This is a genomic window from Brevundimonas goettingensis (assembly GCF_017487405.1).
GTDB lineage: Bacteria > Pseudomonadota > Alphaproteobacteria > Caulobacterales > Caulobacteraceae > Brevundimonas > Brevundimonas goettingensis.
Map to the genome: position 1 here is coordinate 2,555,241 of NZ_CP062222.1, position 22,844 is coordinate 2,578,084.

Below are 22,844 nucleotides of genomic sequence, written 5' to 3' on the forward strand. Positions count from 1 at the left end.
CCTCGCATCCTCACGACCGCGATCCCATTCCCGCTCAACCCCTTAGCCGAAAAGCCCGGCCTTCGGCCCGGTGCCTCGGCCAGCTGAGGTATACTGCCGCCTCCCCGGTCTTTGACATCCTCACACCCCACACCCCACACCCGCCCATGCACCCGAGTGCAAAGCCACCCCCGCAAACGCCCAAAGCAAAAGCCGGGCAAGATCAGCGCCCTGACAGCTGCCTCTCTCACCCGGCTTCAAGCCTTGCACTTTTTGCACTCGCTTTTTTTCGAGTGCAGCGGCGGTTCAGATCAGTGGCCCAACCCTAGTGGCTGGCGGCGCTCACCCCCGCGGCGGTGACCGGCCTGGTCCGCATGGCGGCGACGGCGAAGACCGTCAGCAGCACATAGCCGATCAGGGGCACGATGAAGGCGTGGTTCAGATTGCTCATGTCGGCGATCTGGCCGGCCAGCAGGGGCAGCAGCGCCCCGCCGATGATGCCGAAGACCAGCAGACCCGAGGTCGCCGAGGCCGGGGCCGTCGAGCGTTCCAGGGTCAGGGTGAAGATGGCCGGGAACATGATGGAGTTGAACAGGCCGATCGACAGGGCGGCGAAGGCCGCGGCCGCGCCGGTGCTCTGGAAGACGACGAAGCTGAGCACCGCCGCCGCCACCGTGCAGACGGTCAGCAGCAGGGCCGCGGGGGCGCGGGTCAGAAGGGCGCTGCCCGCGAACCGGCCCATCAGGGCGCCGGCCCAGTAGAGGGCGACCAGACGGCCGGCGTCCTCGATCCGCAGACCGAGCGTGCCTTCCGAATGCAGCAGGTTGGTCATCAGGCTGCCGATGGACACCTCGGAGCCGACATAGAGGAAGATGGCGGCGGCGCCGCCGATGGCCCAGGGCGATGACAGGGCCTTGAACGGCGACTCGACGTGACCCGACTCCTGACCCGGCTGGTTCAGACGCGAGCGGATCAGCCAGATGAAGGCGCCCAGGGCGGCGAACAGGACGGCAAGGATGAAGAAGACCTGGTCGATGTTGCGCAGGGTCACGGCGCGCAGGGCCGGATCCAGGGTGGCGGCGGCCGGAGCGGCGGCCGGGGTCACGGTGAGGTCAGCGGCAGCGGCGGCGCCGGTCGCCTCGACCTGACCGATGTAGTGCTGCAGGAAGACCAGCCAGCCGATAGCCAGACCCAAGGCCGCCCCGATGATCAGCCAGCTCTTGAACGACCGCTTCAGCCCGCCGATCAGCCCGCCCGCCACGGCGCCGAGCACGAGGCCCAGGCCCAGCAGGACGATGCCCTCGAACGAGGCCAGTTCGGTCACGCCCCCCGCGACGAAGATGCCGCCCGACAGCATGACCGTCGCGCCCAGCAGCGGGCCGACGACGGTGCCCAGCGAGTTGAAGGCCTGGGAGAAGACCAGGCGGAAGTGCGACTTGCCCGCCGATCCCAGCGAGGCCGCCAGCGGGTTGGCCGCGACCTGCAGCAGGGTCACCCCGCCGCCGATCACGAACAGGGCGATCAGCACGCCCGGATAGAAGTTCATTAGGGTCGACAGGGGCACGATCAGGGCGCCCAGGACCATGACGCCGAGGGCGCTGACGATGGAGCGGGCATAGCCCAGCTTGGACAGGACGGCCGCCGCCGGCAGGGAGAAGACGCCATAGGCCGTGAACCAGGCGAACTGGGTCAGCAGGGCCTCGGTGAAGCTCAGCTCGAACACGCCCCTCACCGCCGCGATCAGCGGATCGACCAGGGAGGTTGCGAAGCCCCAGGCGAAGAAGAGGGTGGTCACATAGGCGAAGGCGAGGCCTGAGCCCCTGGGCGCGGCGCCGCCCGTCGGTGAAGTTGTGTCTGACTGGCTCATGAGGTCCTGTTGCGGTTCCCGGGCGGCCCCTCCGTCGCGTGTGCGTCGTGGAGGCTCTTGATAACCCTTGGTTCCACGGACAGGGCCGTGCGGTCCAGCCGTTTCAGCCTCACCGTAACCAAAAGTGGCCCCGCGGGCGCGCCGCGAGGCCACTTTCCGATGCGATCCCCGGGGCCGACGTGTCGGATCGGGGTGCAGCCTGTTCGCGTCTCACACCGCGAACAGGGCCTTATAACACCGTTCTGGACCTAGAATGTGGCCTTCAGGGTGGCGAAGATGCGACCGTCGCTGGCCGGGATGGCCGGGTTGTCGACGTCGGTGTCCGAGTAGCGGACGTCCAGCGCCAGCGGGGTGCCGGCGAAGGCGTAGGTCGCGCCCAGGTTCCAGGTGGCGTAGTCGTCCGAAACGTCCAGCCACTGCTCGCCGATCGCGCCCGAGACCGACAGGCCGGTGATCGACGTGGCGTAGGCGGCGTTCAGCTCGGCGTAGGTGGCGTTCTTGTCCGCGCCGAAGAAGTCGGGCGAGAAGTAGACGGCGGCGCCGGCCGTGACCGGACCGAAGGCGCGCGAACCGGCGAGCTTCAGTTCGACGTAGTCGTAGTCCTGGTTGGCGCCGGGGGCGTAGAGGTAGGTGACCACGCCGACGTCCCAGGCGTAGCCGGCCGTCTCGCCGCGGAAGCCGCCGTAGACGTCGATCTCGGCTTCGGTGTTGTCGCCGAAGTCGACGTTCGAGGCCCAGGCGCCGGCGTAGAAGCTGCCGACGGTGACGTCGACGCCGGCCTGGACGGCGGGGCTTTCGTCGGTCTGGCTGAAGCCGCGGAAGACGTAGTCGCTGGTGACGGCCGCGTTGACGGTGACCGTCGCGTCCTGGGCCGAGGCGGCGCCGGCGGAGGCCATCAGGGCCAGGGCGGCGGCCCCGGCGAGGGCGGAGGCGGTGAACAGTTTCATGGGTATCCCCTTCCAGTGAGTTTGAGAGACGATCGGCGGATGTGAGAGCTCCGGAAGTCCGATCGCTTGCGGTCTTAGGGTCGTCTCGTCAGGCCCGTGGTCAGGGCCTTGGGCGGGACGCGGTTCCAGCCGCGTCCCGCGCCTTGGCTCAGGTATGCTCCAGCGATTCGCCGTGCAGCACGGTGTCCAGACCTTCGGCTTCTTCAGCATCCGAGACCCGCAGGCCGGTGGTGAACTTGCAGATGATCAGGATGACCAGGGTGCCGATGGCCGAGTAGGCGATGGTCCAGGCCAGGCCGAGGGCCTGGGCGCCGATGTTGGCGCCTTCCGACAGGCTGTTGATCGCGGTCGAGGCGAACACGCCGGTCAGCAGGGCGCCGGCCAGACCGCCCGCGCCGTGGATGCCGAAGGCGTCCAGGCTGTCGTCATAGCGCAGCAGCTTCTTGATCCAGACCGAGGAGATGTAGCAGACCGGTCCGGCGATCAGGCCGATGATGACCGCGCCCTTGGGATCGACGAAGCCGGCGGCCGGGGTGATGGCGACCAGACCGGCGACGATGCCGGACAGCATGCCGATCAGCGACGGCTTGCGCTTGTGCATGACCTCGATGACCTTCCAGGTCAGGGCGGCGGCGGCGGCGGCGGCGATGGTGTTGAACAGGGCCACGCCCATCAGGCCGTTGGCGGCGCCGGCGGAACCGGCGTTGAAGCCGATCCAGCCCACGAGCAGCAGCGAGGCGCCGATCATGGTCAGGACGGGGTTGTGCGGGTTGATCGGCTCGGTGCCATAGCCCTTGCGGCGGCCCAGGAAGAGGGCGCAGACCAGACCGGCGACACCGGAGTTGACGTGAACGACCGCGCCGCCGGCGAAGTCCAGCACGCCGGCCGAACCGAGGAAGCCGCCGCCCCAGACCCAGTGACAGATCGGGGAGTAGATGAGCAGCGACCAGAGGGCCGTGAACAGCAGCAGGGCCGAGTACTTGAAGCGCTCGGCGAAGGCGCCGGTGATCAGGGCCGGGGTGATGATGGCGAAGGTCATCTGGAACGTCAGGAAGACGAACTCGGGGATGCCCGGCAGCAGGCTGTGGGCGGTCTCGAGCGTCACGCCGTTCAGGAACAGGCTGTCGAGGCTGCCGATATAGTTGTTCAGGGTCGGGTCCGGGTTCTTGCCGAAGGCCAGGGAGTAGCCCGCGATGAACCAGACCATGGTCACGACGGCGAAGACGCCGACCGACTGGGTGATGGTGGCGATGACGTTCTTGCGGCGCACCATGCCGCCGTAGAACAGGGCCAGACCCGGCAGGGTCATCAGCAGAACCAGGGCCGCAGAGGTGGCCATCCAGGCAGTGTCCGCGCCGTTCAGTTCAAGCACGGCCTGATGGGCCAGCACGGCAGGCGCCGGCGCAGCCGTGGCGTCCTGGGCGAAGGCGCCGCCCGCGTAGAACAGCACGGCGGTCAATATCAGCAGGGCAAGGATGCCCGGAAGTCGATTCAGTACCTGTGACATTTGCGTTGTAGCCCCTCTGCAATCTCGCAACTGCGAGGTAACCATCGCAAAACGGCCATATGCAAGAGGGTTTGCCGTGCTCGGCGCAATTTTCGTGCAGGCGTATTATTTCAGCACGAGGCTATTGAAGGATAATGCCGGAAAGGGGGCGAACTCTGGAAATTCACACCCCTTTCGCAAATGCTAACGAAAAGCTTAACCCCAGTGCATCTGCACACGATGCGCGGCCGCCCAGTGGATGGCGCGGATGGCGTCGATGATCGCCTCGCCGGCCGCACGTGTGCCCAATTCGCCACCCAGGTCGGCCGTGGTGGCTCCGGCGGCCAGAACGGCGGCCACCGCGGCCTCGATCGAAGCGGCCTCGTCCTCCAGTCCCAGACCGTGACGCAGCAGCATGGCGGCCGAGAGAATCGTCCCGACCGGGTTGGCCAGATCCTGACCCGCGATGTCCGGCGCCGAGCCGTGAATCGGCTCGAACAGGCCCGGCCCGCCCGATCCCAGCGAGGCCGAAGGCAACAGGCCGATGGAGCCGCCCAGCACCGAGATCTCGTCCGACAGGATGTCGCCGAACATGTTCTCGGTCAGGATGACGTCATAGTCGCGCGGCCGCTGGATCAGATGCATGGCCATCGAATCGACCAGGGCGTGCTTCAGCTCGACCTGGGGGAACTCCTCGGCGTGGATGCGGGTCACGACCTCGCGCCACAGGCGGCTGGTCTCCATGACATTGGCCTTGTCGACCGAGGTCACCTTGCCGCGCCGCTGGATGGCGATCTTGAAGGCTGCGCGCGACACCCGTTCGATCTCCTCGATCGAATAGGAACAGACGTCATAGGCGGAGCCGTCGTCGTTGCGCCCCTTGTCGCCGAAATAGACGCCGCCGGTCAGCTCGCGGAAGACGATCAGGTCGACGCCCTCGACGATCTCCTTCTTGAGCGGGGACCGATGGGCCATCACCGGCGAGACCTGCAGCGGGCGCAGATTGGCGTACAGACCCATGGCCTTGCGCAGGCCCAGGAGCCCCTGTTCGGGCCGCAGCTTCTGGCCGTCCCACTTGGGCCCGCCGACCGCGCCCAGCAGCACCCCGTTCGAGGCCAGGCAGGCGTCGATGGTCTCCTGCGGAAGGGGGTTCTCGACTGCGTCGATCCCGGCCCCGCCGATCAGGTGCTCGGAGAATTGGAAGTCGTGGTCGTAGAAGTCGCCGATGACCTGCAGCACCGACTTGGTCGCGGCGATGACCTCAGGGCCGACGCCGTCGCCGGGCAGCAGGGCGATCTTCCAGATCTTGGGCGTGGGCATCAGACGGTTTCCGTTTGGGCTTGGGCGTCATGGACGCCTTCGAAGGCTTCGATATCAGGCAGCTTGTTCTGCAGCCAGCCGAGGGTGTCGACGCCGTCCAGCAGGCACTGGCGAGCGAAGGCCTCGACGGCGAAGGTCACGGGGGCGTGGTTGCCGCGCCGCACCTCATTGGTCTCCAGATCGATGGTCACCGGCTGTTCCGGATGGGCCACCAGATCGTCCCAGGTCGCCTGATCGACGACGATGGGCAAGAGACCGTTCTTCAGGGCGTTGGAGGTGAAGATGTCGGCGATGTTGGTCGAGATCACCGCCCGGAAGCCGTAGTCGTACAGGGCCCAGGGCGCATGTTCGCGCGACGACCCGCAGCCGAAATTGTCGCCCGCGACCAGGATGCGGTGCTCTGCCGGATCGATGCGGTTGAGCACGGCCTCTGGCCGGGCCGAGCCGTCGGCTTCGTAGCGCCAGTCGTAGAAGGCCTTGGCCCCCAGACCCGTCGTCTCCGTCGTGGTCAGGAAGCGGGCCGGGATGATCTGGTCGGTGTCGATATTGGCCTGGGTCAGGACCAGACTGCGCGAGGTAAAGACCCGGATAGGTTCAGGCATCGACCGCAGCCTCCAGATAGACGCGCGGATCGGTCAGGACGCCGGCGATGGCCGAGGCGGCGGCGGTCGCCGGGCTGGCCAGGATAGTGCGGGCGCCCTTGCCCTGGCGGCCTTCGAAATTGCGGTTGGAGGTCGAGACGGCCAGCTGGCCCGGCCCGACCGTGTCGCCGTTCATGGCGATGCACATCGAACAGCCCGGCAGGCGCCATTCGGCCCCGGCGGCGATGAAGACCTGATCCAGCCCCTCGGCCTCGGCGTCGCGGCGCACGGCCTCCGAGCCCGGAACCACCAGCATGCGGACGCCGTCCTTGACCTTGCGGCCCCTCAGCACCTCGGCGGCGGCGCGCAGGTCGGGCAGACGGCCGTTGGTGCAGGAGCCGACGAAGACAACATCGACAGCCTGGGTGGTCGTCGTCTGCCCGGCTTCGAAGCCCATATAGGCGATGGCCTTGCGGTCTGAATCGGACTGGGGCTCGGGCACCTTCGATCCGATCGGCGCGCCCGCGTCGGGCGTCGTGCCCCAGGTCGCCATCGGACGGATGGCCGCGCCGTCCAGCACCACCTCCTTGTCGAACACCGCACCGGGGTCCGAGGCCAGCTTCAGCCATTCGGCGGCGGCGGCCTCATAGGCGGTGCCTTGCGGAACCTTGCGGCGGCCGCGCAGCCAGTCGATCGTCTTCTGGTCCGGGGCGATCATGCCGGCACGCGCGCCGGCCTCGATGGACATGTTGCACAGGGTCATGCGCCCTTCCATGTCCAGCGACCGCACCGCCTCGCCCGCATATTCGATGACGTAGCCGGTGCCGCCGCCGAAGCCCAAAGCCGCGATCACGGCCAGGGCAACATCTTTCCCCGAGACGCCGGGCTGCAAGGTCCCTTCGACGGTGACGCGCAAGGTCTTCGAGGTCCGCTGCAGCAGGCACTGGGTCGCCAGCACATGGCCGACCTCGGAGGTGCCGATGCCGAAGGCCAGGGCCCCGAAGGCGCCGTGGGTCGCGGTATGGCTGTCGCCGCAGACGACAGTCATGCCAGGCTGGGTCAGGCCCAGCTCCGGCCCCATGACATGGACCACGCCGCGCGCGTCCGAATCCCAGCCGGCCAGTTCGACGCCGTGGGCGGCGCAGTTCTTCTCCAGCCGCGCCACCTGATCGCGCGCCTCGTCGGTGACATAGGGGCGCTGGCCGTTAACGGCCGGCAGGGTCGGGGTGGAGTGATCCAGAGTCGCGAAGGTGCGGTCCGGCCGGCGGACCTTCAGCCCCCGGCTCTCGATTTCCGAGAAGGCCTGGGGGCTGGTGACCTCGTGGACCAGATGCAGGTCGATATACAGAACGCCGGGCGTGGCCTCGGTTTCCGCCACGACAAGGTGCCGGTCCCAGACCTTCTCATACAATGTACGCGGTACGCTCATCGGTCAGGCGGCCTCGAAGCGAAAGGCTGCGTCGTTCGAGACGCGGCGCGCCCCGACCAGACGGTCGATCTGCTGGCCCAGATTGGTGATCGAACGACCCGCGTCGCGGCCGCGCACGGTCAGGGCAATGCGCAGGGCGGAGCCTTCGCTCGCCATATCCATGGCGTCGATGTGGAAGCCGCGCCGCTCCACCAGACCGATGAGCCGCTGCAGGGCGCCGTCGGCGCGGTCGATCAGGATATGGATGGTGTCGCTCATCGTGAGCCCTCCAGCATTTCGCCGTTGTTCTTGCCCGGGGGAACCAGTGGCCAGACATTGTCGGCGGGATCGATAATGACGTGGGCCAGGATCGGCCCTTCTGCAGCCAGCAGCCGGTCGATGCCGGCCGAGACCTGATCGCGGCGGTCGATGCGGAAGGCCGGAATGCCGAAGGCCTCGGCGACCTTCACGAAGTCCGGATTGTCCGACAGATCGACCTCGGAGAAGTTCCGCTCGAAGAAGAACTCCTGCCACTGGCGCACCATGCCCAGGCGCGAGTTGTCCAGCAGGATGATCTTCAGCGGGATCTTGAAGCGGTTGACGGTCGCCAGCTCCTGGATGTTCATCATGACCCCGCCGTCGCCGGTGATGGTGACGACGCAGGCGTCCGGCTCGGCCAGCTTGGCCCCGATCCCGGCGGGCAGGCCAAAGCCCATCGAGCCCAGACCGCCCGAGGTGATATGGGCCTGAGGCCGCGAGAACTCGCAGTACTGGGCGACCCACATCTGGTGCTGGCCGACGTCGCAGGCGGCGATGAAGTTCGGCCCGGCCTTCTGCGACAGCTCGTTCAGCAGCTGGGGCGCGAAGACCCCCTCCCCCGGCGCATTATAGTCGAAGGCGGTCTCGGCCGAGCGGATGCGCCACTGGTCGGCCCAGCCGGAGACGTCGATCGCCGCGCCACGGGACAGACGGGCGTTCAGGGCTTCCAGATTGGGCTTCAGGTCACCGGTGACGCCGACCGCGACCTTGCGTAGCTTGCCGATCTCCGAAGGGTCGATGTCGAAATGGACGACCCCGGCGTGGGGCGCGAACTCGGTCAGCTTGCCGGTGGCGCGATCGTCGAACCGGGCGCCGACGACGATCAGCAGATCCGAGTCCTGAACCGCCTCATTGGCCGCGCGGGTGCCGTGCATGCCCAGCATGCCCAGGAAGTTGTCCTGACCCGTCGGGATGGTGCCCAGGGCGTTGAGGGTCGAGACCTGCGGGATGCCGGTCATGCGGGCGAAGTCGCGGACCGCCTCGACGGCGCCCGAAATCTTGGCCCCGCCGCCGATGTACAGGATCGGCTTCTTCGCGGCGCGGATGGCGGCCTCGGCCTCGGCGATGATCGAGGCCTCGGCGACGTCGATCTCGTTCGACAGATGGATGCCGCGCGGAGCGTCGGTCATCTCGAACTGGACGTCCTTGGGCAGGTCGATCAGGACCGGACCGGGGCGACCCGAGCGGGCGATGTGGAAGGCCTCCTCGATCACCGCCGGAATGTCGGCGGCGCTGCGGACCAGATAGGAGTGTTTCACGATCGGCAGGGTGACGCCCAGGATGTCGACTTCCTGGAAGGCGTCCATGCCCATGACGCCCTGGGCGACATTGCCGGTGATGCAGACCATCGGGATCGAATCCAGCATGGCGTTGGCGATGCCGGTGACCAGATTGGTCGCGCCCGGTCCCGACGTCGCCATACAGACCCCGACCTTGCCCGAGACCCGGGCGTAGCTGTCCGCCGCGAAGGCCGCGCCCTGTTCGTGGCGGCACAGATAGTGGCGCAGCTTCGACCCCGCGATGGCGTCGTAGATGGGCATGATGGCGCCGCCGGGATAGCCGAACAGCACCTCGACCCCCAGCTTCTCGAGCGTGGAGACCACCAGACGCGCGCCCGATTGGGGCTCGGTCTCGGTCGAGGGTTTGATGGCTGTCGCGGCGGCGCTCATCGGTCTGGCTCTATTTACTCAGGCGCTCAGGCGGCTTCGGATTTGGGGGCGTGCAGCCAGGCCATACGCTCGCGCAGGCCCGCGCCGACGACCTCGATCGGATGCTCGGAGTCGGCCTTGACCAGGGCGTCGTAGGCGCCCTTGCCGGCTTCGTTCTCGGCGATCCATTCACGGGCGAAGGTCCCGTTCTGGATCTCGGTCAGGATCTCCTTCATGCGCTCGCGGGTCTCGCCGTTGATGACGCGCGGGCCGGAGACGACCGAGCCCCATTTGGCGGTCTCGGAGATGAACTCGTTCATCTTGGTGATGCCGCCCTCGTAGAACAGGTCGACGATCAGCTTCAGCTCATGCAGGCATTCGAAATAGGCGATCTCGGGCTGGTAGCCGGCCTCGACCAGGGTCGAGAAGCCGCCCATCACCAGTTCCTTGGCGCCGCCACACAGGACGGCCTGTTCGCCGAACAGGTCGGTCTCGGTCTCTTCTTTGAAGCTGGTTTCCAGCAGGCCGCCGGTCGCGCCGCCGATGCCCTTGGCATAGCCCATGGCGCGGTCGCGGGCCTTGCCGGTGACGTCCTTCTCGATGGCGAACAAGGCGGGGACGCCGCGGCCGCGCGCGTACTCGCGGCGGACCAGATCGCCGGGACCCTTGGGCGCCACCAGGATGACGTCCATGTCCTCGCGCGGCGTGACGCGGCCGTACAGGATCGAGAAGCCGTGGGCGAAGAGCAGGGCCGAGCCGGCCTTGGCGTAGGGCTCGATGACGGTCTTGTAGATCTCGGCCTGGGCCATGTCGGGCGTCAGGATGGCGATGATGTCGGCGTCCTTGACCGCTTCCGAGGGCTCGGCCGTCGCCAGGCCGTCCGACTGGGCGTTCTTCCAGCCCTTGCCGCCTTCACGGACGCCGACGATGACGTCGTGGCCGCTATCCTTCAGGTTCTGGGCGTGGGCCCGGCCCTGCGAGCCATAGCCGATGACGGCGATGCGCTGACCGGCGATGACGCCGGGACGGATGTCGTCGTTGGTGTAGATTTCCATGGCTCAGGCCTTCTCGGTTTCTTTGGCGGTGATGGACGCTGGCGTTTGCGCCTGCGGAGGGTTGGGAATGGTGACGGCGCCCTGCGAGGCCGAAGCCACCGAGGCGCGGTATTTGGCGAAGACGCCGTGGGCCGGAGCCATCGGCGGCAGGACGAAATCCTTGCGGCGCGCGGCCAGGTCGGCGGCGACGTCGATGCGGCGGTTGGTGACGTCGATGGTGATGCGGTCGCCGTCGCGGATCAGGCCGATCGGCCCGCCGACCGCCGCTTCCGGCGAGACGTGGCCGGCGACGAAGCCGTAGCTGGCGCCCGAGAAGCGGCCGTCGGTCAGCAGGGCGACATCCGAGATGCCCCTGCCCTTCAGGGCCGCCGTGACCTGCAGCATCTCGCGCATGCCGGGGCCGCCCTTGGGTCCTTCGTAGCGGATGATGATGACGTCGCCCTCGCCCACCGATCCGTCCTGGACGGCGTGGAAGGCGTCTTCCTCAGAGTCGAAGACGCAGGCCGGGCCTTCGAAGCGGTCGACCTTGTGGCCGGTCAGCTTGATGATCGCGCCTTCCGGGGCGACGTCGCCGTAGATGACCGCATAGGAGCCACGCTCCATGATGGGCTGGTCGATCGTGGCGACCACCACCTGACCGGGGGTCTCTTCGGCCTCGGCGGCCTCGGCGAACAGGCTGCGGCCGGAGACGGTCGGGGTGTTGATGATCTTGCCGGCCTCGGCCAGCCGCTGGGTGACCAGACGGGTGCCGCCGGCGGCGTACAGGTGCGAGGCCAGGAATCTGCCGCCGGGCTTCAGGTCGCAGATGACCGGGGCCTCGACGCAGGCCTGGTGGCAGTCCTCGACGCCGAAGTCGACGCCCGCCTCGATGGCGATGGCGGTCAGGTGCATGACGGCATTGGTCGATCCGCCCGAAGCCGAAACGGCGACGGCGGCGTTCTTCAGGCTGGCGCGGGTGATGTACTTCCGGGCGCTGTCGCCGGCGAAGACGCGCTCGACGATCAGACGGCCGCAGCGCTCGCCCTCCGCGGCCTTGGCCGGATCGACGGCGGGAACGTCATTGGCGCCCATGGGCGAGATGCCCATGACGGCCAGGGCCATGGCCATGGTGTTGGCGGTGAACTGGCCGCCGCAGGCGCCGGCGCCGGGGCAGACGGCGCTCTCGACCATCTTCAGCTGCTCGTCGTCGATCGTGCCCGCGCCGTGGGCGCCGATGGCCTCGAAGACCTCCTGGACCGAGACCTCCTTCGACCCGATCACGCCCGGCATGATGGTGCCGCCGTAGTAGACCAGACCCGGAATATCCATCCGTGCCAGAGCCATGGCCGCCGCCGGGATGGTCTTGTCGCAGCCGACGATGCAGACGACGCCGTCCAGCTGATGGCCCTCGACGGCCAGTTCGATCGAGTCGGCGACGACCTCGCGGGAGATCAGCGAGGCCTTCATCCCGGGCGTGCCCATGGAGATGCCGTCGGTGACCATCACCGTGTTGAAGTCGACCGGCCAGCCGCCCGCCGCGATGATCCCGGCGCGGACGTCATTGGCCAGCCGGTTCAGATGCATGTTGCACGGGGTGATGGTCGACCAGGTGTTGACGATGGCGATCATCGGCTTGTCGAAGTCGGCGTCCCGCATCCCCGCCGCGCGCAGATAGGACCGCGCCGCGGCCCGGTTTGGACCCTGGGTCACGACCGCGCTGCGACGGTTGCCGGCTTTGGGTTCGGGGGTGGGATCTTGCGTGGTCACGGAGGCGGTCGTTTCTGCTGGTCGTTCGGTCGGGGCGGCGGAGAGAGCGTCGGGGTCGTTTAGGGTATGAAAAAACCCGCTTCCTTTCGGGAGCGGGTGTCTGCGTGTGATCCTGATTTTGCGTGTGCTCAGGTCAGCTGCATCCATCCCGCTCCGGTAAGGAGAAGGCCGAGGAGTACGCTGAGAATGAGGGTGGTCAGCATCGCGGGACCGACGCTTGCGCGCGCCGCAGCGATGGCCTGAGCCCCCTGCGTCTTCTGGTCATGGCGAATGGATTGGCGCACGGCCGCTCTCCTGCTTACCCGCCCATAAAGCCAGATTAACCGGTCGGGCACAACCCGCTGTTGGAATAAATTTCCAAATTCCGGCCCCACGCCTCGCTCGACGGTAAAATCTACCCCTGTATGGCAGGCCTTGCTCGAAACAACCGGCCATACGCCTCGCCGCCGGACAAAACCGACCGGCCGCCGCGCTGTCAGCGCTGCAGGCCGAAGGCCAGTCCCAGGCCGATCAGGGCGAAAATCGCCCCGACCAGAAGCTCAAGCCGCAGGGCGCGTCGACTCGCTTGCGGGTCGCGCAGGTGTTCGGCGACCGCCTCGGGTCCGCTCATATGGACGATGCCGGCCGCCTTGCAGGCCAGAGCCGTGGCGATCACGCCCGCGATCGCGAACGGCAGAGGAGCGACCCCTTGCGTCCGCACCATCCACGGCCCGGCGACGGCCAGGGCCACAACGAAGACGGCGCCGCCGATCCACGGCGAAGGCGCCGGAACCTTGAGGAAACGCGGCAGGACGAACACCAGCCCAAGGGCGCTCGCAGACATGGCGACAGCGATGCCCGCCGTCACGATTTTCTCGGCTTCAGTCATCCTCGCGGCCCGACCGACAACGGTGTCAGCTGTCGATAAAGCTCTGCAGCGTCGTGGCGATCCGCGCCTTGAACCGCTCGCACTGCTCTTCAGTCATGTCGAAGCCGCCGGTGATGTCGCGGCTGACGGTCAGGCCCATGATGAAGCCGGCGGTCATCCTGGCCTTGATCTCGGCGTCTTCGCCCCCGACCCAGTCGGTGAAGGGCTGGTAGAATTTGGCCTTCGATCCGCGCTGGATGATCTCGGCGGCCTTGGGCGAGGTGATTGAGCGCAGCATCAGCAGCAGCCAGCGCAGCTTGAACTCCTTCTTGGGTCCATAGACCAGGTCGTGCGCCACGCGTTCGCCGAAGGTCGCCCGGTCACCGGCGGTCAGGTCCGAGCCGTCGCCGCAGCCCTCGAGGACGGAGTTGAACAGGTCTTCCTTGGAACCGAAGTAGCGGGAGATCAGGGCCGGATCGACGCCGACGTCGCGGGCGATGTCGCGCATCCCGACTTGGTCATAGCTTTCCGCCAGAAAACGCGCGTTCGCCGCCGCCAGAATGGCCTCCCGGGTCGCCGCTGCATTCCGGGGCCTACTGCAAAGCTCGAAACTCAAGTTGATGTCCTCAAAAGCCCCAAAGGGAGTATGGCTATGTCATCGCCTGTTGACAAGCTTTTCGCAGTCGCACAATAAACATGTCATCAGGTGTTGACCTGCGGGCGCGTTCCCCCATTTGCCCGTTTGTCCGTCTGGACTCAAATTGCTTGCTGGAGGGCCGCGCATGCGCAGGCTGAAGATCGTCGCCGTGTCCGCAATGATTGCGGCCGCGCTTTATGGCTGTTCCAAGAGCGAGGCCGCCGGCCCGCCGCCCCCCGCCCCGGTCACCGTGGCCAACCCCCTGCAGGAACGGGTCGTCGACTGGGACGACTTCACGGGCCGCTTCGAGGCGACCCAGCAGGTCGACGTCCGCGCCCGCGTCGGCGGCTATATCCAGTCGGTCCACTTCAAGGACGGCGACTATGTCCAGCGCGGCCAGCTGCTGTTCACGCTTGATCCGCGCCCGGCCCAGGCCGCCCTCGCCGCCGCCCAGGCCGCCGTCGCCCAAGCCAACGCCCAGGTCGCCTTGGCCCGCACCAATCTGACGCGCTCGCAGGGGCTGCTGGCCTCGCAGGCCGTGTCCCAGGCCGAGGTCGACGCCAACACCGGCGCCCTGCGCACCGCAGAGGCCAATGTCGCCGCCGCCCAGGCCAATGTCCGCACCGCCCAGTTGCAGGTCGAGTTCACCCGCGTCACCGCCCCGGTCTCGGGCCGTGTGTCCAACCGCCGCACCGACCCGGGCAACCTGGTCGCGGGCGGATCGTCGGCCGCCGACGTCCTGACCACCATCGTCTCCTCCTCGCCGATCTGGTTCGTCTTCGACGGCTCGGAAGCGACCCTGCTCAAGTATCAGCGCCAGGTTCGCGCCGGTAAGGGCGCTCCGGTCCGCATCCGCCTGCAGGACGAGGCCGAATTCGGTCACGCCGGCACCCTGGACTTCACCGACAACTCGATCGATCCGTCGTCCGGCACCATCCGTCTGCGGGCCATCGTCAACAACGGCGACGGCTTCCTGAAGCCCGGCATGTTCGGCCAGATCCGCGTCGCCGGCGCCGGCGCCTATGACGCCCTGCTGGTTCCGGATTCGGCGGTCTCCGCCGGCGCCGACCAGCGCACCGTCGCGGTGGTCGCGGCTGACGGCACGGTCACGCCGCGTCCGGTCGTCCTCGGCCCGCTGATCGACGGCCTGCGCGTGATCCGTTCGGGCATCACCGCCCAGGACCGCGTCATCATCAACGGCGGTTCGCGCGTTCAGCAGCCCGGTCAGAAGGTGAAGGCCAACCCCGGCCGCATCACCCATACGCCGACCGCGAACGCGGCTCCCGTCACCTATGCCCCCCCGGCCGCCACGGCGACCTCAGCCAGCGCCCTGTCGGGCTCCGTGGCGATCGGCGACTGATCCACACATGAACATCTCCCGCTTCTTCATCGACCGGCCGATCTTCGCGGCCGTGCTGTCGGTGGTCATCACCATCGTGGGCCTCGCCGCCTATCCGCTGCTGCCGCTGTCGCAGTATCCGGAAATCGCGCCGCCCACGATCACCGTCAACGCCGCCTTCGCCGGGGCCTCGGCCGAGACCCTGGCCGAGACCGTCGCCGCGCCCATCGAGCAGGAAATCAACGGCGTCGAGGACATGCTCTACGTCACCTCCTCCTCGACCTCGGACGGGGCGGTGGCGATCACCGTCACCTTCAAGCCGGGCACCGACCTCGACAAGGCCCAGGTGCTTGTCCAGAACCGCGTCGCCCTGGCTGAACCGCGCCTCCCCGATCAGGTGCGCCAGACCGGCGTCGTGGTCGCCAAGGCGTCGCAGGGCTTCCTGCTGATCGCCTCGGTCACCTCGCCTGACGGCAGCCTGTCCAACGACTATCTGGGCAACTACGCCAACTCCACCATCCGCGACCGACTGCTGCGGATCGAGGGCGTCGGCGGGGTCACCGTCTTCGGCGGCGGCAACTATTCGATGCGCGTCTGGATCGACCCGGCCAAGGCAGCGGCCCGGAACCTGTCCGCCTCGGAAGTCATCGCCGCCCTGCAGGCCCAGAACGTCCAGGCCGCGGCCGGTTCGATCGGCGCCCCGCCCTTCGCCACCAACGCCGCCGCCTTCCAGCAGCCGATCCAGGTTCAGGGTCGTCTGAACACGCCCGAAGAGTTCGGCCAGGTCGTCCTGAAGACCGACGCCAACGGCGCCGTGACCCGTCTGTCCGACATCGCTCGCGTCGAGCTGGGCGCCCAGGACTACGGCATCCGCGGCTTCTTCGACGGCAAGCGCGGCGTCGGCGTCGCCATCGTCCAGCAGCCGGGCGCCAACGCCCTGGGCACCGCCGAACGCGTCCAGGCCGAGCTCGAGGCCATCCGCAAGGACCTGCCGCAAGGCGCCGAGGTTAAGGTCGCCTACAACCCGACGGAGTTCGTCGCCGCCTCGGTCGAGTCGGTGCAGCACACCCTGGTGGAAGCGATTATCCTGGTCGTCATCGTGGTCATGGTCTTCCTGCAGACCTGGCGCGCAGCCATCATCCCGATCATCGCCATCCCGGTCGCCCTGGTCGCCACCTTCGCAGTCCAGCTGGCCCTCGGCTATTCACTTAACTCCCTGTCCCTGCTCGCCCTGATCCTCGCCGTCGGCATCGTCGTCGATGACGCCATCGTCGTGGTCGAGAACGTCGAGCGATTGATCGGCGAGGGGCTCAGTCCGCGCGACGCCGCCTATCGCTCGATGGAGGAAGTCTCGGGCGCCCTGATCGCCATCGGCCTGGTGCTGGTCTCGGTGTTCATCCCGACCATGTTCGTGCCGGGCATTCCGGGGATCTTCTATCGCCAGTTCGCGGTGACCATCGCCGCGGCCTCGGTGACCTCCCTGCTGGTGTCCCTGACCCTGTCGCCGGCGCTGGCCGCCCTGCTGCTCAAGCCACATGCCGAAGGCCATGGCCATCGCAAGCCGGGCGTCTGGGGTTCCGTCGTCTGGTACGTCGGCCTCGGCGGACGCAAGTTCAACGAAGGCTTCGACTGGCTGTCGAACCAGTACGGCCGGGTCACCGCCAAACTGGTCCGTCTCGTGGCCATCGTCCTGGTGGTCTATGCGGGTTTGCTGGCCCTGACCGCATGGCGTCTGGTCGACACCCCCTCGGGCTTCATTCCCGAGCAGGACCAGGGCTTCCTGATCGGCGTCATCCAGCTGCCGGCGGGTTCGTCGCTGGACCGCACCCAGCAGGTCATGCTGCGCGCCAAGGACATCATCCAGTCCAAGGAAGGCGTCAACGGAACCGTCGCCTTCGCCGGCCTCGACGGCTCCAGCTTCGCCTTCGGCTCCAACGCCGCGACCATCTTCGTCCGCCTGGATCCGTCCGAGGACCGCAAGTCCAAGGAGACCAAGGCGGCCGCCCTCGCCGGGGCCATCACCCAGGCCACCGGCGGCATCGAGGAAGCCAATATCTTCGTCATCGCCCCGCCCTCGGTTCAGGGGCTGGGCACCGGCAACGGCTTCAAGATGATGGTCCAGGACCGTTCCGGCGCGGGCTACCGCGCGCTGGAAGGCGCCACCTTCGCCATGATGGGCGCCGCGGCCCAGAAGCCCGAAGCGCTGCAACAGGTCTTCTCGACCTACAACACCGCCTCGCCGCGCATCGCCGCCGACGTCGATCGTGACCGGGCCCTGATGCTGGGCGTCCAGCCGTCCGCGGTGTTCAACACCCTGGGCATCTATCTGGGCTCGTCCTACATCAACGACTTCAACATGGCCGGCCGCACCTATCGCGTGACCGCCCAGGCGGAGCCGGCCTATCGCGACGATCTGGCCGACATCGCCAACCTGAAGGTCAAGTCGACCTCGGGCGCCATGGTGCCGATCGGCTCGCTGGCCAATCTGCGCCAGGACTCCGGTCCCTCGCGGATCGTGCGCTTCAACCTGTTCCCGGCGGCCGAGCTGCAGGGCCAGGGCGCGCCGGGCATCTCGTCCGGTCAGGCCATCGCCGACATGGAGCAACTGGCCGCCGCGACCCTTCCGCCCGGCTTCTCCTACGAATGGACCGAACTGGCCTTCCAGGAGAAATCCGCTTCGGGCGGCGCCGGTCTGATCTTCGCGATGTCCGTCCTGCTGGTCTTCCTGGTGCTGGCCGCCAACTACGAGGCCTTCACCCTGCCGCTGGCGGTCATCCTGATCGTGCCGATGTGCGTGCTGGCCGCCCTGCTCGGGGTCAACGCCCTGGGTCTCGACAACAACATCCTGGTCCAGGTCGGACTGGTGGTGCTGGTGGCGCTGGCGGCGAAGAACGCCATCCTGATCGTCGAGTTCGCCAAACAGGCGGAAGAAGAAGGTCTCAACCGCTGGGACGCCGCCGTCTCCGCCGCCAAGACCCGTCTTCGCCCGATCCTGATGACCTCCTTCGCCTTCATCCTCGGCGTTCTGCCGCTGGTGCTGGCCGAAGGTCCGGGCGCCGAAATGCGCCAGGCCCTGGGCGCGGCGGTCTTCTTCGGGATGCTGGGTGTGACCATCTTCGGCCTGCTGTTCACGCCGGTCTTCTATGTGCTCACCCGCGCCATCGCGGCCCGCATTCCGCATGAGCCGTCCAAGACGCCGCCGGCCCCCACCACGGGTACGCCGCCGCAAGACCCCAACCAGCCGCTGCCCGCCACGGGCCCGGCCGGAGACCTCTGATGACTGCTCGTTCCTACGTTCAACGGTTCCTGACCGTCGCCCCGGCCGCCCTTGTACTGGCAGCCTGCGCGGTTGGGCCGAAGGCGCCCGACGCCGACCTTCCCCCCCAGGCGTCGGGCGCCTTCACAGGCTCATCCTCGACGGCGGTCTCGACCGCCGAGGCGCGCAGCGACTGGTGGCGGCTCTATAACGACCCGACGCTGGACGGCCTGATCACCCAGGCCTTCGCCGAGAACAACCAGCTGGAAGCGGCCGAGGCCAATCTGCGCGCCGTCCGGGCCTCGCTCTCGGAAGCCCGCGCCGGCCTCCTGCCGACCACCAGCCTGAGCGCCACCGCGACGCGCAGCCAGGGTTCGGCCGCGACCTCGACCACCGGGACCCAGCCGCCCGAGGTCGACACCTATGACGCCGGGATCAGCGCCTCCTACGAAATCGACCTGTTCGGTCGCGTGGGCTCCTCGATCCGCGCCGCCCGCGCCGACGCCGACGCCCAGGCGGCGGCGGTCGACGTGGTCCGCGTCAGCGTCGCCGCCGAAACGGCCCGCGCCTATGCCGACGCCTGTTCCGCCAACGCCCAGATCGCCGTCGCCCAACGGAACCTGGACCTGCAGCAGAACACCGTCGATCTGACCCAGCGCCTGCTGGACGGCGGGGCCGGCACCGGTCTCGACGTCGCCCAGGCCCGGGCGACCCTGGCCCAGACCCGGGCGGCGGTGCCCTCGCTGCTGGCCGCGCGCGACGAGGCCCTGTTCCGCCTCTCGACCCTGACCGGTCGCACCCCGGCCGAGGCCTCGGAAGCGGCGAAGACCTGCGCCCGTCCGCCCCAGCTGACCCAGCCGATCCCGGTCGGCGACGGCGCGGCGCTTCTGGCCCGTCGTCCCGACGTGCGTCAGGCCGAACGCAACCTGGCCGCCGCCGCCGCGCGGGTGAACGTGGCCACGGCCTCGCTCTATCCGACCATCAGCCTGGGCGGATCGTTCGGGTCGACGGCGCTGGACTCGGGCGATCTGGGCAAGGACGAGAACTATCGGTTCTCCTTCGGTCCGCTGATCAGCTGGTCCTTCCCGAACATCGCCGTGGCCCGCGCCCGGATCGCCCAGACGGGCGCCCTGAGCGACGCGGCCCTCGCGACCTTCGACCAGACCGTGCTGACGGCCCTGCAGGAGACGGAGACGGCCCTGTCCAACTACGCCAACGAACTGGACCGCCGCACGGCCCTGACCGAGGCGCGGGATCAGGCCGCCACCGCCGCGCGCCTTTCGCGCACCCGCTTCGACGCGGGCGCTGACAGCTTCCTGACGGTGCTGGTCGCCGAACGGACCCTGGCGGGCGCCGAGGCGGCCCTGGCCCAGTCCGACGCCCTCGTCACCACCTACCAGATCGCCCTGTTCAAGGCCCTGGCGGGCGGTTGGCAGGCGGAAAGCTAAGTCCCGGGCTCACAACCGGGCAAAGCAAAGGGGCCGGTGAGCGATCACCGGCCCCTTCGTCATTTCAGGCGTCTGCCTGCCCCTTACGGGACAGGGTTGCCGTTGACGTCCACAACCGTGACCGGACCCAGGTTCAGGGCCTCGATCTTGGCCTTCATCGCGGCAACGTCACCGACGATGACCCAGGTCGTGGGACCCGAGCCGACCACCGTCTGCGCCGCCGTCGCGGCCATGGCCGGCGTGGTGGAGTTCACCTCGCGGGCGTAGGCGGCATAGTAGTCTTCCGGCACGCCGTAGACGACCATACGGGTCAGTTCGCCCATGACAGCGGCATTGGTTTCCCAACCGCCGGCCATGCCCTGGATCAGGTTGGCCTTGACCGCCGTCAGTTCAGCCTCCGTGACCGGACGGGAACCGACCACGCCGGTCAACTCATTGCGAACCTCGGCCGTGCTCTCGGCGACCTTGTCCGACTGGACCGCGGCGGTGGCGGCGAACATGCGCGGGCCGATGGCCGTGCGGACGCCCGAGGAGGCGCCGTAGGACCAGTGCTTGTCTTCCCGCAGGTTCATGTTGATCCGGCTGGTGAAGGCGCCGCCGAGGGCGGTGTTGAAGGCGTCCTGACGCGGCTCGGAGGCGGCGTCGAACGGCGCCGTCAGACGGCCGGCGGTGATGATCGCCTGCGGACCCGGACGGTTGACCAGCAGCACGCGCGGCTGGGCCGAGGCGGCCATGACCGAGGTCGCGGGCTTGGCCGGCAGCGGGGTCGCGGGCGCCTTCCAGCCGGCGAAGGCGGCTTCCAGCTGCGGCTGCAACTCGGCCAGGGTGGTGTCCCCGACCACGACCAGGGTGGCGTTGTCAGGACGGAACCAGGTCGCGTGATAGGCCTCGGCGTCGGCCGGGGTCAGGGCCTTGACCGTGTCCTCGGTCCCGGTCGTCGGACGGCCGTACTGGCTGTTAGGGCCATACACGTTGGCGGCCAGGACGCGGCTGGCGATGGCGCCGGGGTTGCGGTTGGCCTGCTGGATGCCGGCGACCTGCTGGGCCTGGGCGCGGGTGAAGTCGGCCGCGCGGAAGGCCGGGTGCTGGATCACATCGGCATACAGCGCCAGCGACGGCTCCATCCGGGTGGACAGGGCGGTCATGGAGACGCTGGAATAGTCCGCGGCCGAACCGGCGCCGAGGGTGGCGCCCAGCAGCTGGGTGCGGTCCGAAATCTGCAGCGCATCCAGGGTGTCGGTGCCGTTGGTCATCACCGAAGGGGCCAGCGACGCGATGCCGGCCTTGTCGGCGGCGTCGGTCGCGGAACCCGCATTGACGATCAGGTTCATCGACACGGTCGGCACGCCGTCGCGCGGCGCCAGGACCACCTTCAGCCCGTTCGACAGAGTGGCGTGCTGCACCTCGGGGAAGATGGCGGCCGGGACGGCGCCCGTGGCGGGCACGCCCTGGGTCCGGTCGACGCCGGTCGCGGCGGCGGCATAGTCGGGCATCGGCAGGACGTTCAGCGAATAGCTGCCGTCGGTCAGCCACTGGCGGCCTGCGGCGGTCAGGTTGCCCGGGGTCGCAGCCAGGACGCGCTCATAGCTGTCCTTCCAGGCGTTCGGGTCGCCGTGGAAGACCTGGCTCTCGGCCAGCAGGTCGGACTTGCCGCCGAAGCCGCCGATCCGCTCGGCGCCGCGCACCAGACCCGCGCCCTGAACCGTACGGGCGCGCTCCAGCTCCTCGGCGGTCGGACCGTCGCGCAGCAGCTTGGCCATCTCCTCATCGACGATGGCCTCGATCCGGGCCAGGTCCTGACCCGGCTTGGCGGTGACGATGACCAGGAACTGGCTGCCGATCTCGCTCTCATTCTGGCCGGCGTTGACGCCCACCGCGACCTGATCGTCAAACACCAGACGCTTGTAGAGGCGCGAGTTGCGGCCCGAGGACAGGACCTGGCCCAGCAGGCCCAGATAGTCGCTGTCGGCCGAGCCCGCTTCCGGCGTGTTCCAGACCTTGTAGAGGCGCGGCTGGCCGACGCGGTCGAACATGGTCTCGGACTGATGGCCGACCATCGGCGCTATCATGCGGTTCGGATGGGTGACGGGCGGTCCGGGCGGGATGTCGCCGAAATACTGCTCGACCTTGGCCTTGGCCTCTTCCGGAGTGATGTCGCCGGCCAGGACGATGGTCGCGTTCGAGGCGCCGTAATAGTCGCGGAACCAGGCCTTGACCGTGTCGAGATCGGCCGCGTTCAGATCGTCCATCGAGCCGATGACGGTGTGGCCATAGGGGTGGTCGGCCGGATAGGTGGCGTTGGTGATCGCATCCCAGACGCGGCCGTAGGGTTGGTTCTCGCCCTGGCGCTTCTCGTTCTGGACGACGCCGCGCTGCTCATCCAGACGCGCCTGGTCGATGGCGCCGACGAGATGGCCCATCCGGTCGCTCTCCAGCCACAGGATCGAATCCAGGGCCGACGTCGGGACGTTCTGGAAATAGTTGGTGCGGTCGGTGTTGGTGGTGCCGTTCTGGTCGGTGGCGCCCAGCAGTTCGGTCGCCTTGAAGAAGTCGTTGTTGAAGTTCTCCGAGCCGTTGAACATGAGGTGTTCGAACAGGTGGGCGAAGCCCGAACGCGCCGCCGGCTCGTTCTTGGAACCCACGTGGTACCAGATGTTGACCGCCACGATCGGGGCCTTGTGGTCCTCGTGCACGATCAGGGTCAGGCCGTTGTTCAGGACGAATTTCGTGAACGGAATTTCGATCGGCGGCAGGGGCGCAAGACGCTCGCCGCGCTGCGTGGCCGCAGAGGCCGGAGCGGCGGGTTCAGGCGCGGCCCAGGCGGCGGAAGCAAGGGCGGCGGAAGCGAAGGCGACGGAGGCGGCGACGCCTCCCATCAGGGCCAGGCGGCAGGCGGTCGAACGCATCTATTCCTCCGAATGCGAGGGGCCCAGCTGGGCCGTTACACCTGCCTAGACCGCA

Annotated in this window: 17 protein-coding genes; 3 read left to right on the top strand and 14 right to left on the bottom strand. The window is 68.1% G+C overall.

The window, feature by feature from the left end:
- Positions 1-304 precede the first annotated feature (304 nt).
- The 13 genes from IFJ75_RS12445 to IFJ75_RS12505 form a co-directional block, all read right to left on the bottom strand.
- Positions 305-1,846, bottom strand: a complete 1,542-nt coding sequence (locus IFJ75_RS12445) for an MFS transporter (RefSeq protein WP_207868506.1) — start codon at positions 1,844-1,846, stop codon at positions 305-307.
- 248 nt (positions 1,847-2,094) lie between these two features.
- Positions 2,095-2,793 carry a TorF family putative porin gene (locus IFJ75_RS12450; RefSeq protein WP_207868507.1) on the bottom strand — a complete coding sequence of 233 codons (699 nt, stop codon included), beginning with the start codon at positions 2,791-2,793 and terminating at the stop codon, positions 2,095-2,097.
- A 148-nt stretch (positions 2,794-2,941) separates the two neighbouring features.
- Positions 2,942-4,300: an ammonium transporter gene (locus IFJ75_RS12455; protein ID WP_207868508.1), complete on the bottom strand. Its 1,359-nt coding sequence runs from the start codon at positions 4,298-4,300 to the stop codon at positions 2,942-2,944.
- A gap of 195 nt (positions 4,301-4,495) precedes the next feature.
- Positions 4,496-5,584, bottom strand: coding sequence for a 3-isopropylmalate dehydrogenase (gene leuB, locus IFJ75_RS12460; protein WP_263973054.1), 1,089 nt, complete (start codon positions 5,582-5,584; stop codon positions 4,496-4,498).
- Positions 5,585-5,598: 14 nt separating this feature from the next.
- Complete coding sequence (gene leuD, locus IFJ75_RS12465; RefSeq protein ID WP_207868510.1) at positions 5,599-6,201, bottom strand: 3-isopropylmalate dehydratase small subunit; 603 nt, start codon at positions 6,199-6,201, stop codon at positions 5,599-5,601.
- Positions 6,194-7,609, bottom strand: a complete 1,416-nt coding sequence (gene leuC, locus IFJ75_RS12470; protein ID WP_207868511.1) for a 3-isopropylmalate dehydratase large subunit — start codon at positions 7,607-7,609, stop codon at positions 6,194-6,196. Before leuC ends, leuD begins: the two co-directional genes overlap by 8 nt.
- A gap of 3 nt (positions 7,610-7,612) precedes the next feature.
- Entirely contained in the window at positions 7,613-7,867 is a 255-nt protein-coding gene (locus IFJ75_RS12475) for an ACT domain-containing protein (RefSeq protein ID WP_207868512.1), read from the bottom strand.
- Complete coding sequence (ilvG, locus tag IFJ75_RS12480; RefSeq protein ID WP_207868513.1) at positions 7,864-9,576, bottom strand: acetolactate synthase 2 catalytic subunit; 1,713 nt, start codon at positions 9,574-9,576, stop codon at positions 7,864-7,866. Before ilvG ends, IFJ75_RS12475 begins: the two co-directional genes overlap by 4 nt.
- A gap of 26 nt (positions 9,577-9,602) precedes the next feature.
- Positions 9,603-10,610, bottom strand: coding sequence for a ketol-acid reductoisomerase (gene ilvC / locus IFJ75_RS12485; protein ID WP_207868514.1), 1,008 nt, complete (start codon positions 10,608-10,610; stop codon positions 9,603-9,605).
- A gap of 3 nt (positions 10,611-10,613) precedes the next feature.
- On the bottom strand, positions 10,614-12,356 hold the full coding sequence (gene ilvD, locus IFJ75_RS12490) for a dihydroxy-acid dehydratase (protein WP_207868515.1): 1,743 nt from the start codon (positions 12,354-12,356) through the stop codon (positions 10,614-10,616).
- A 128-nt stretch (positions 12,357-12,484) separates the two neighbouring features.
- Positions 12,485-12,640 carry a hypothetical protein gene (locus tag IFJ75_RS12495; protein WP_207868516.1) on the bottom strand — a complete coding sequence of 52 codons (156 nt, stop codon included), beginning with the start codon at positions 12,638-12,640 and terminating at the stop codon, positions 12,485-12,487.
- Between the two features lie 191 nt (positions 12,641-12,831).
- A complete protein-coding gene (locus tag IFJ75_RS12500; protein WP_207868517.1) occupies positions 12,832-13,224 on the bottom strand; it encodes a hypothetical protein in 393 nt (130 codons plus the stop codon).
- 25 nt (positions 13,225-13,249) lie between these two features.
- Positions 13,250-13,711 carry a TetR/AcrR family transcriptional regulator gene (locus IFJ75_RS12505; protein WP_263972981.1) on the bottom strand — a complete coding sequence of 154 codons (462 nt, stop codon included), beginning with the start codon at positions 13,709-13,711 and terminating at the stop codon, positions 13,250-13,252.
- 274 nt (positions 13,712-13,985) lie between these two features.
- Between IFJ75_RS12505 and IFJ75_RS12510 the strand changes: the two genes are divergently transcribed.
- The 3 genes from IFJ75_RS12510 to IFJ75_RS12520 are packed head-to-tail and all read left to right on the top strand — an operon-like array spanning position 13,986 to position 19,883.
- On the top strand, positions 13,986-15,200 hold the full coding sequence (locus IFJ75_RS12510; protein WP_207868518.1) for an efflux RND transporter periplasmic adaptor subunit: 1,215 nt from the start codon (positions 13,986-13,988) through the stop codon (positions 15,198-15,200).
- A gap of 7 nt (positions 15,201-15,207) precedes the next feature.
- The gene (locus tag IFJ75_RS12515; protein WP_207868519.1) at positions 15,208-18,456 is read left to right on the top strand and encodes an efflux RND transporter permease subunit; all 3,249 of its coding nucleotides are present in this window, start codon (positions 15,208-15,210) and stop codon (positions 18,454-18,456) included.
- On the top strand, positions 18,456-19,883 hold the full coding sequence (locus IFJ75_RS12520) for an efflux transporter outer membrane subunit (RefSeq protein WP_207868520.1): 1,428 nt from the start codon (positions 18,456-18,458) through the stop codon (positions 19,881-19,883). Before IFJ75_RS12515 ends, IFJ75_RS12520 begins: the two co-directional genes overlap by 1 nt.
- An 83-nt stretch (positions 19,884-19,966) precedes the next feature.
- On the opposite strand, the gene IFJ75_RS12525 is transcribed toward IFJ75_RS12520, so the two are convergent.
- Positions 19,967-22,789, bottom strand: coding sequence for a M16 family metallopeptidase (locus tag IFJ75_RS12525; protein ID WP_225896808.1), 2,823 nt, complete (start codon positions 22,787-22,789; stop codon positions 19,967-19,969).
- Between the last annotated feature and the right edge of the window lie 55 nt (positions 22,790-22,844).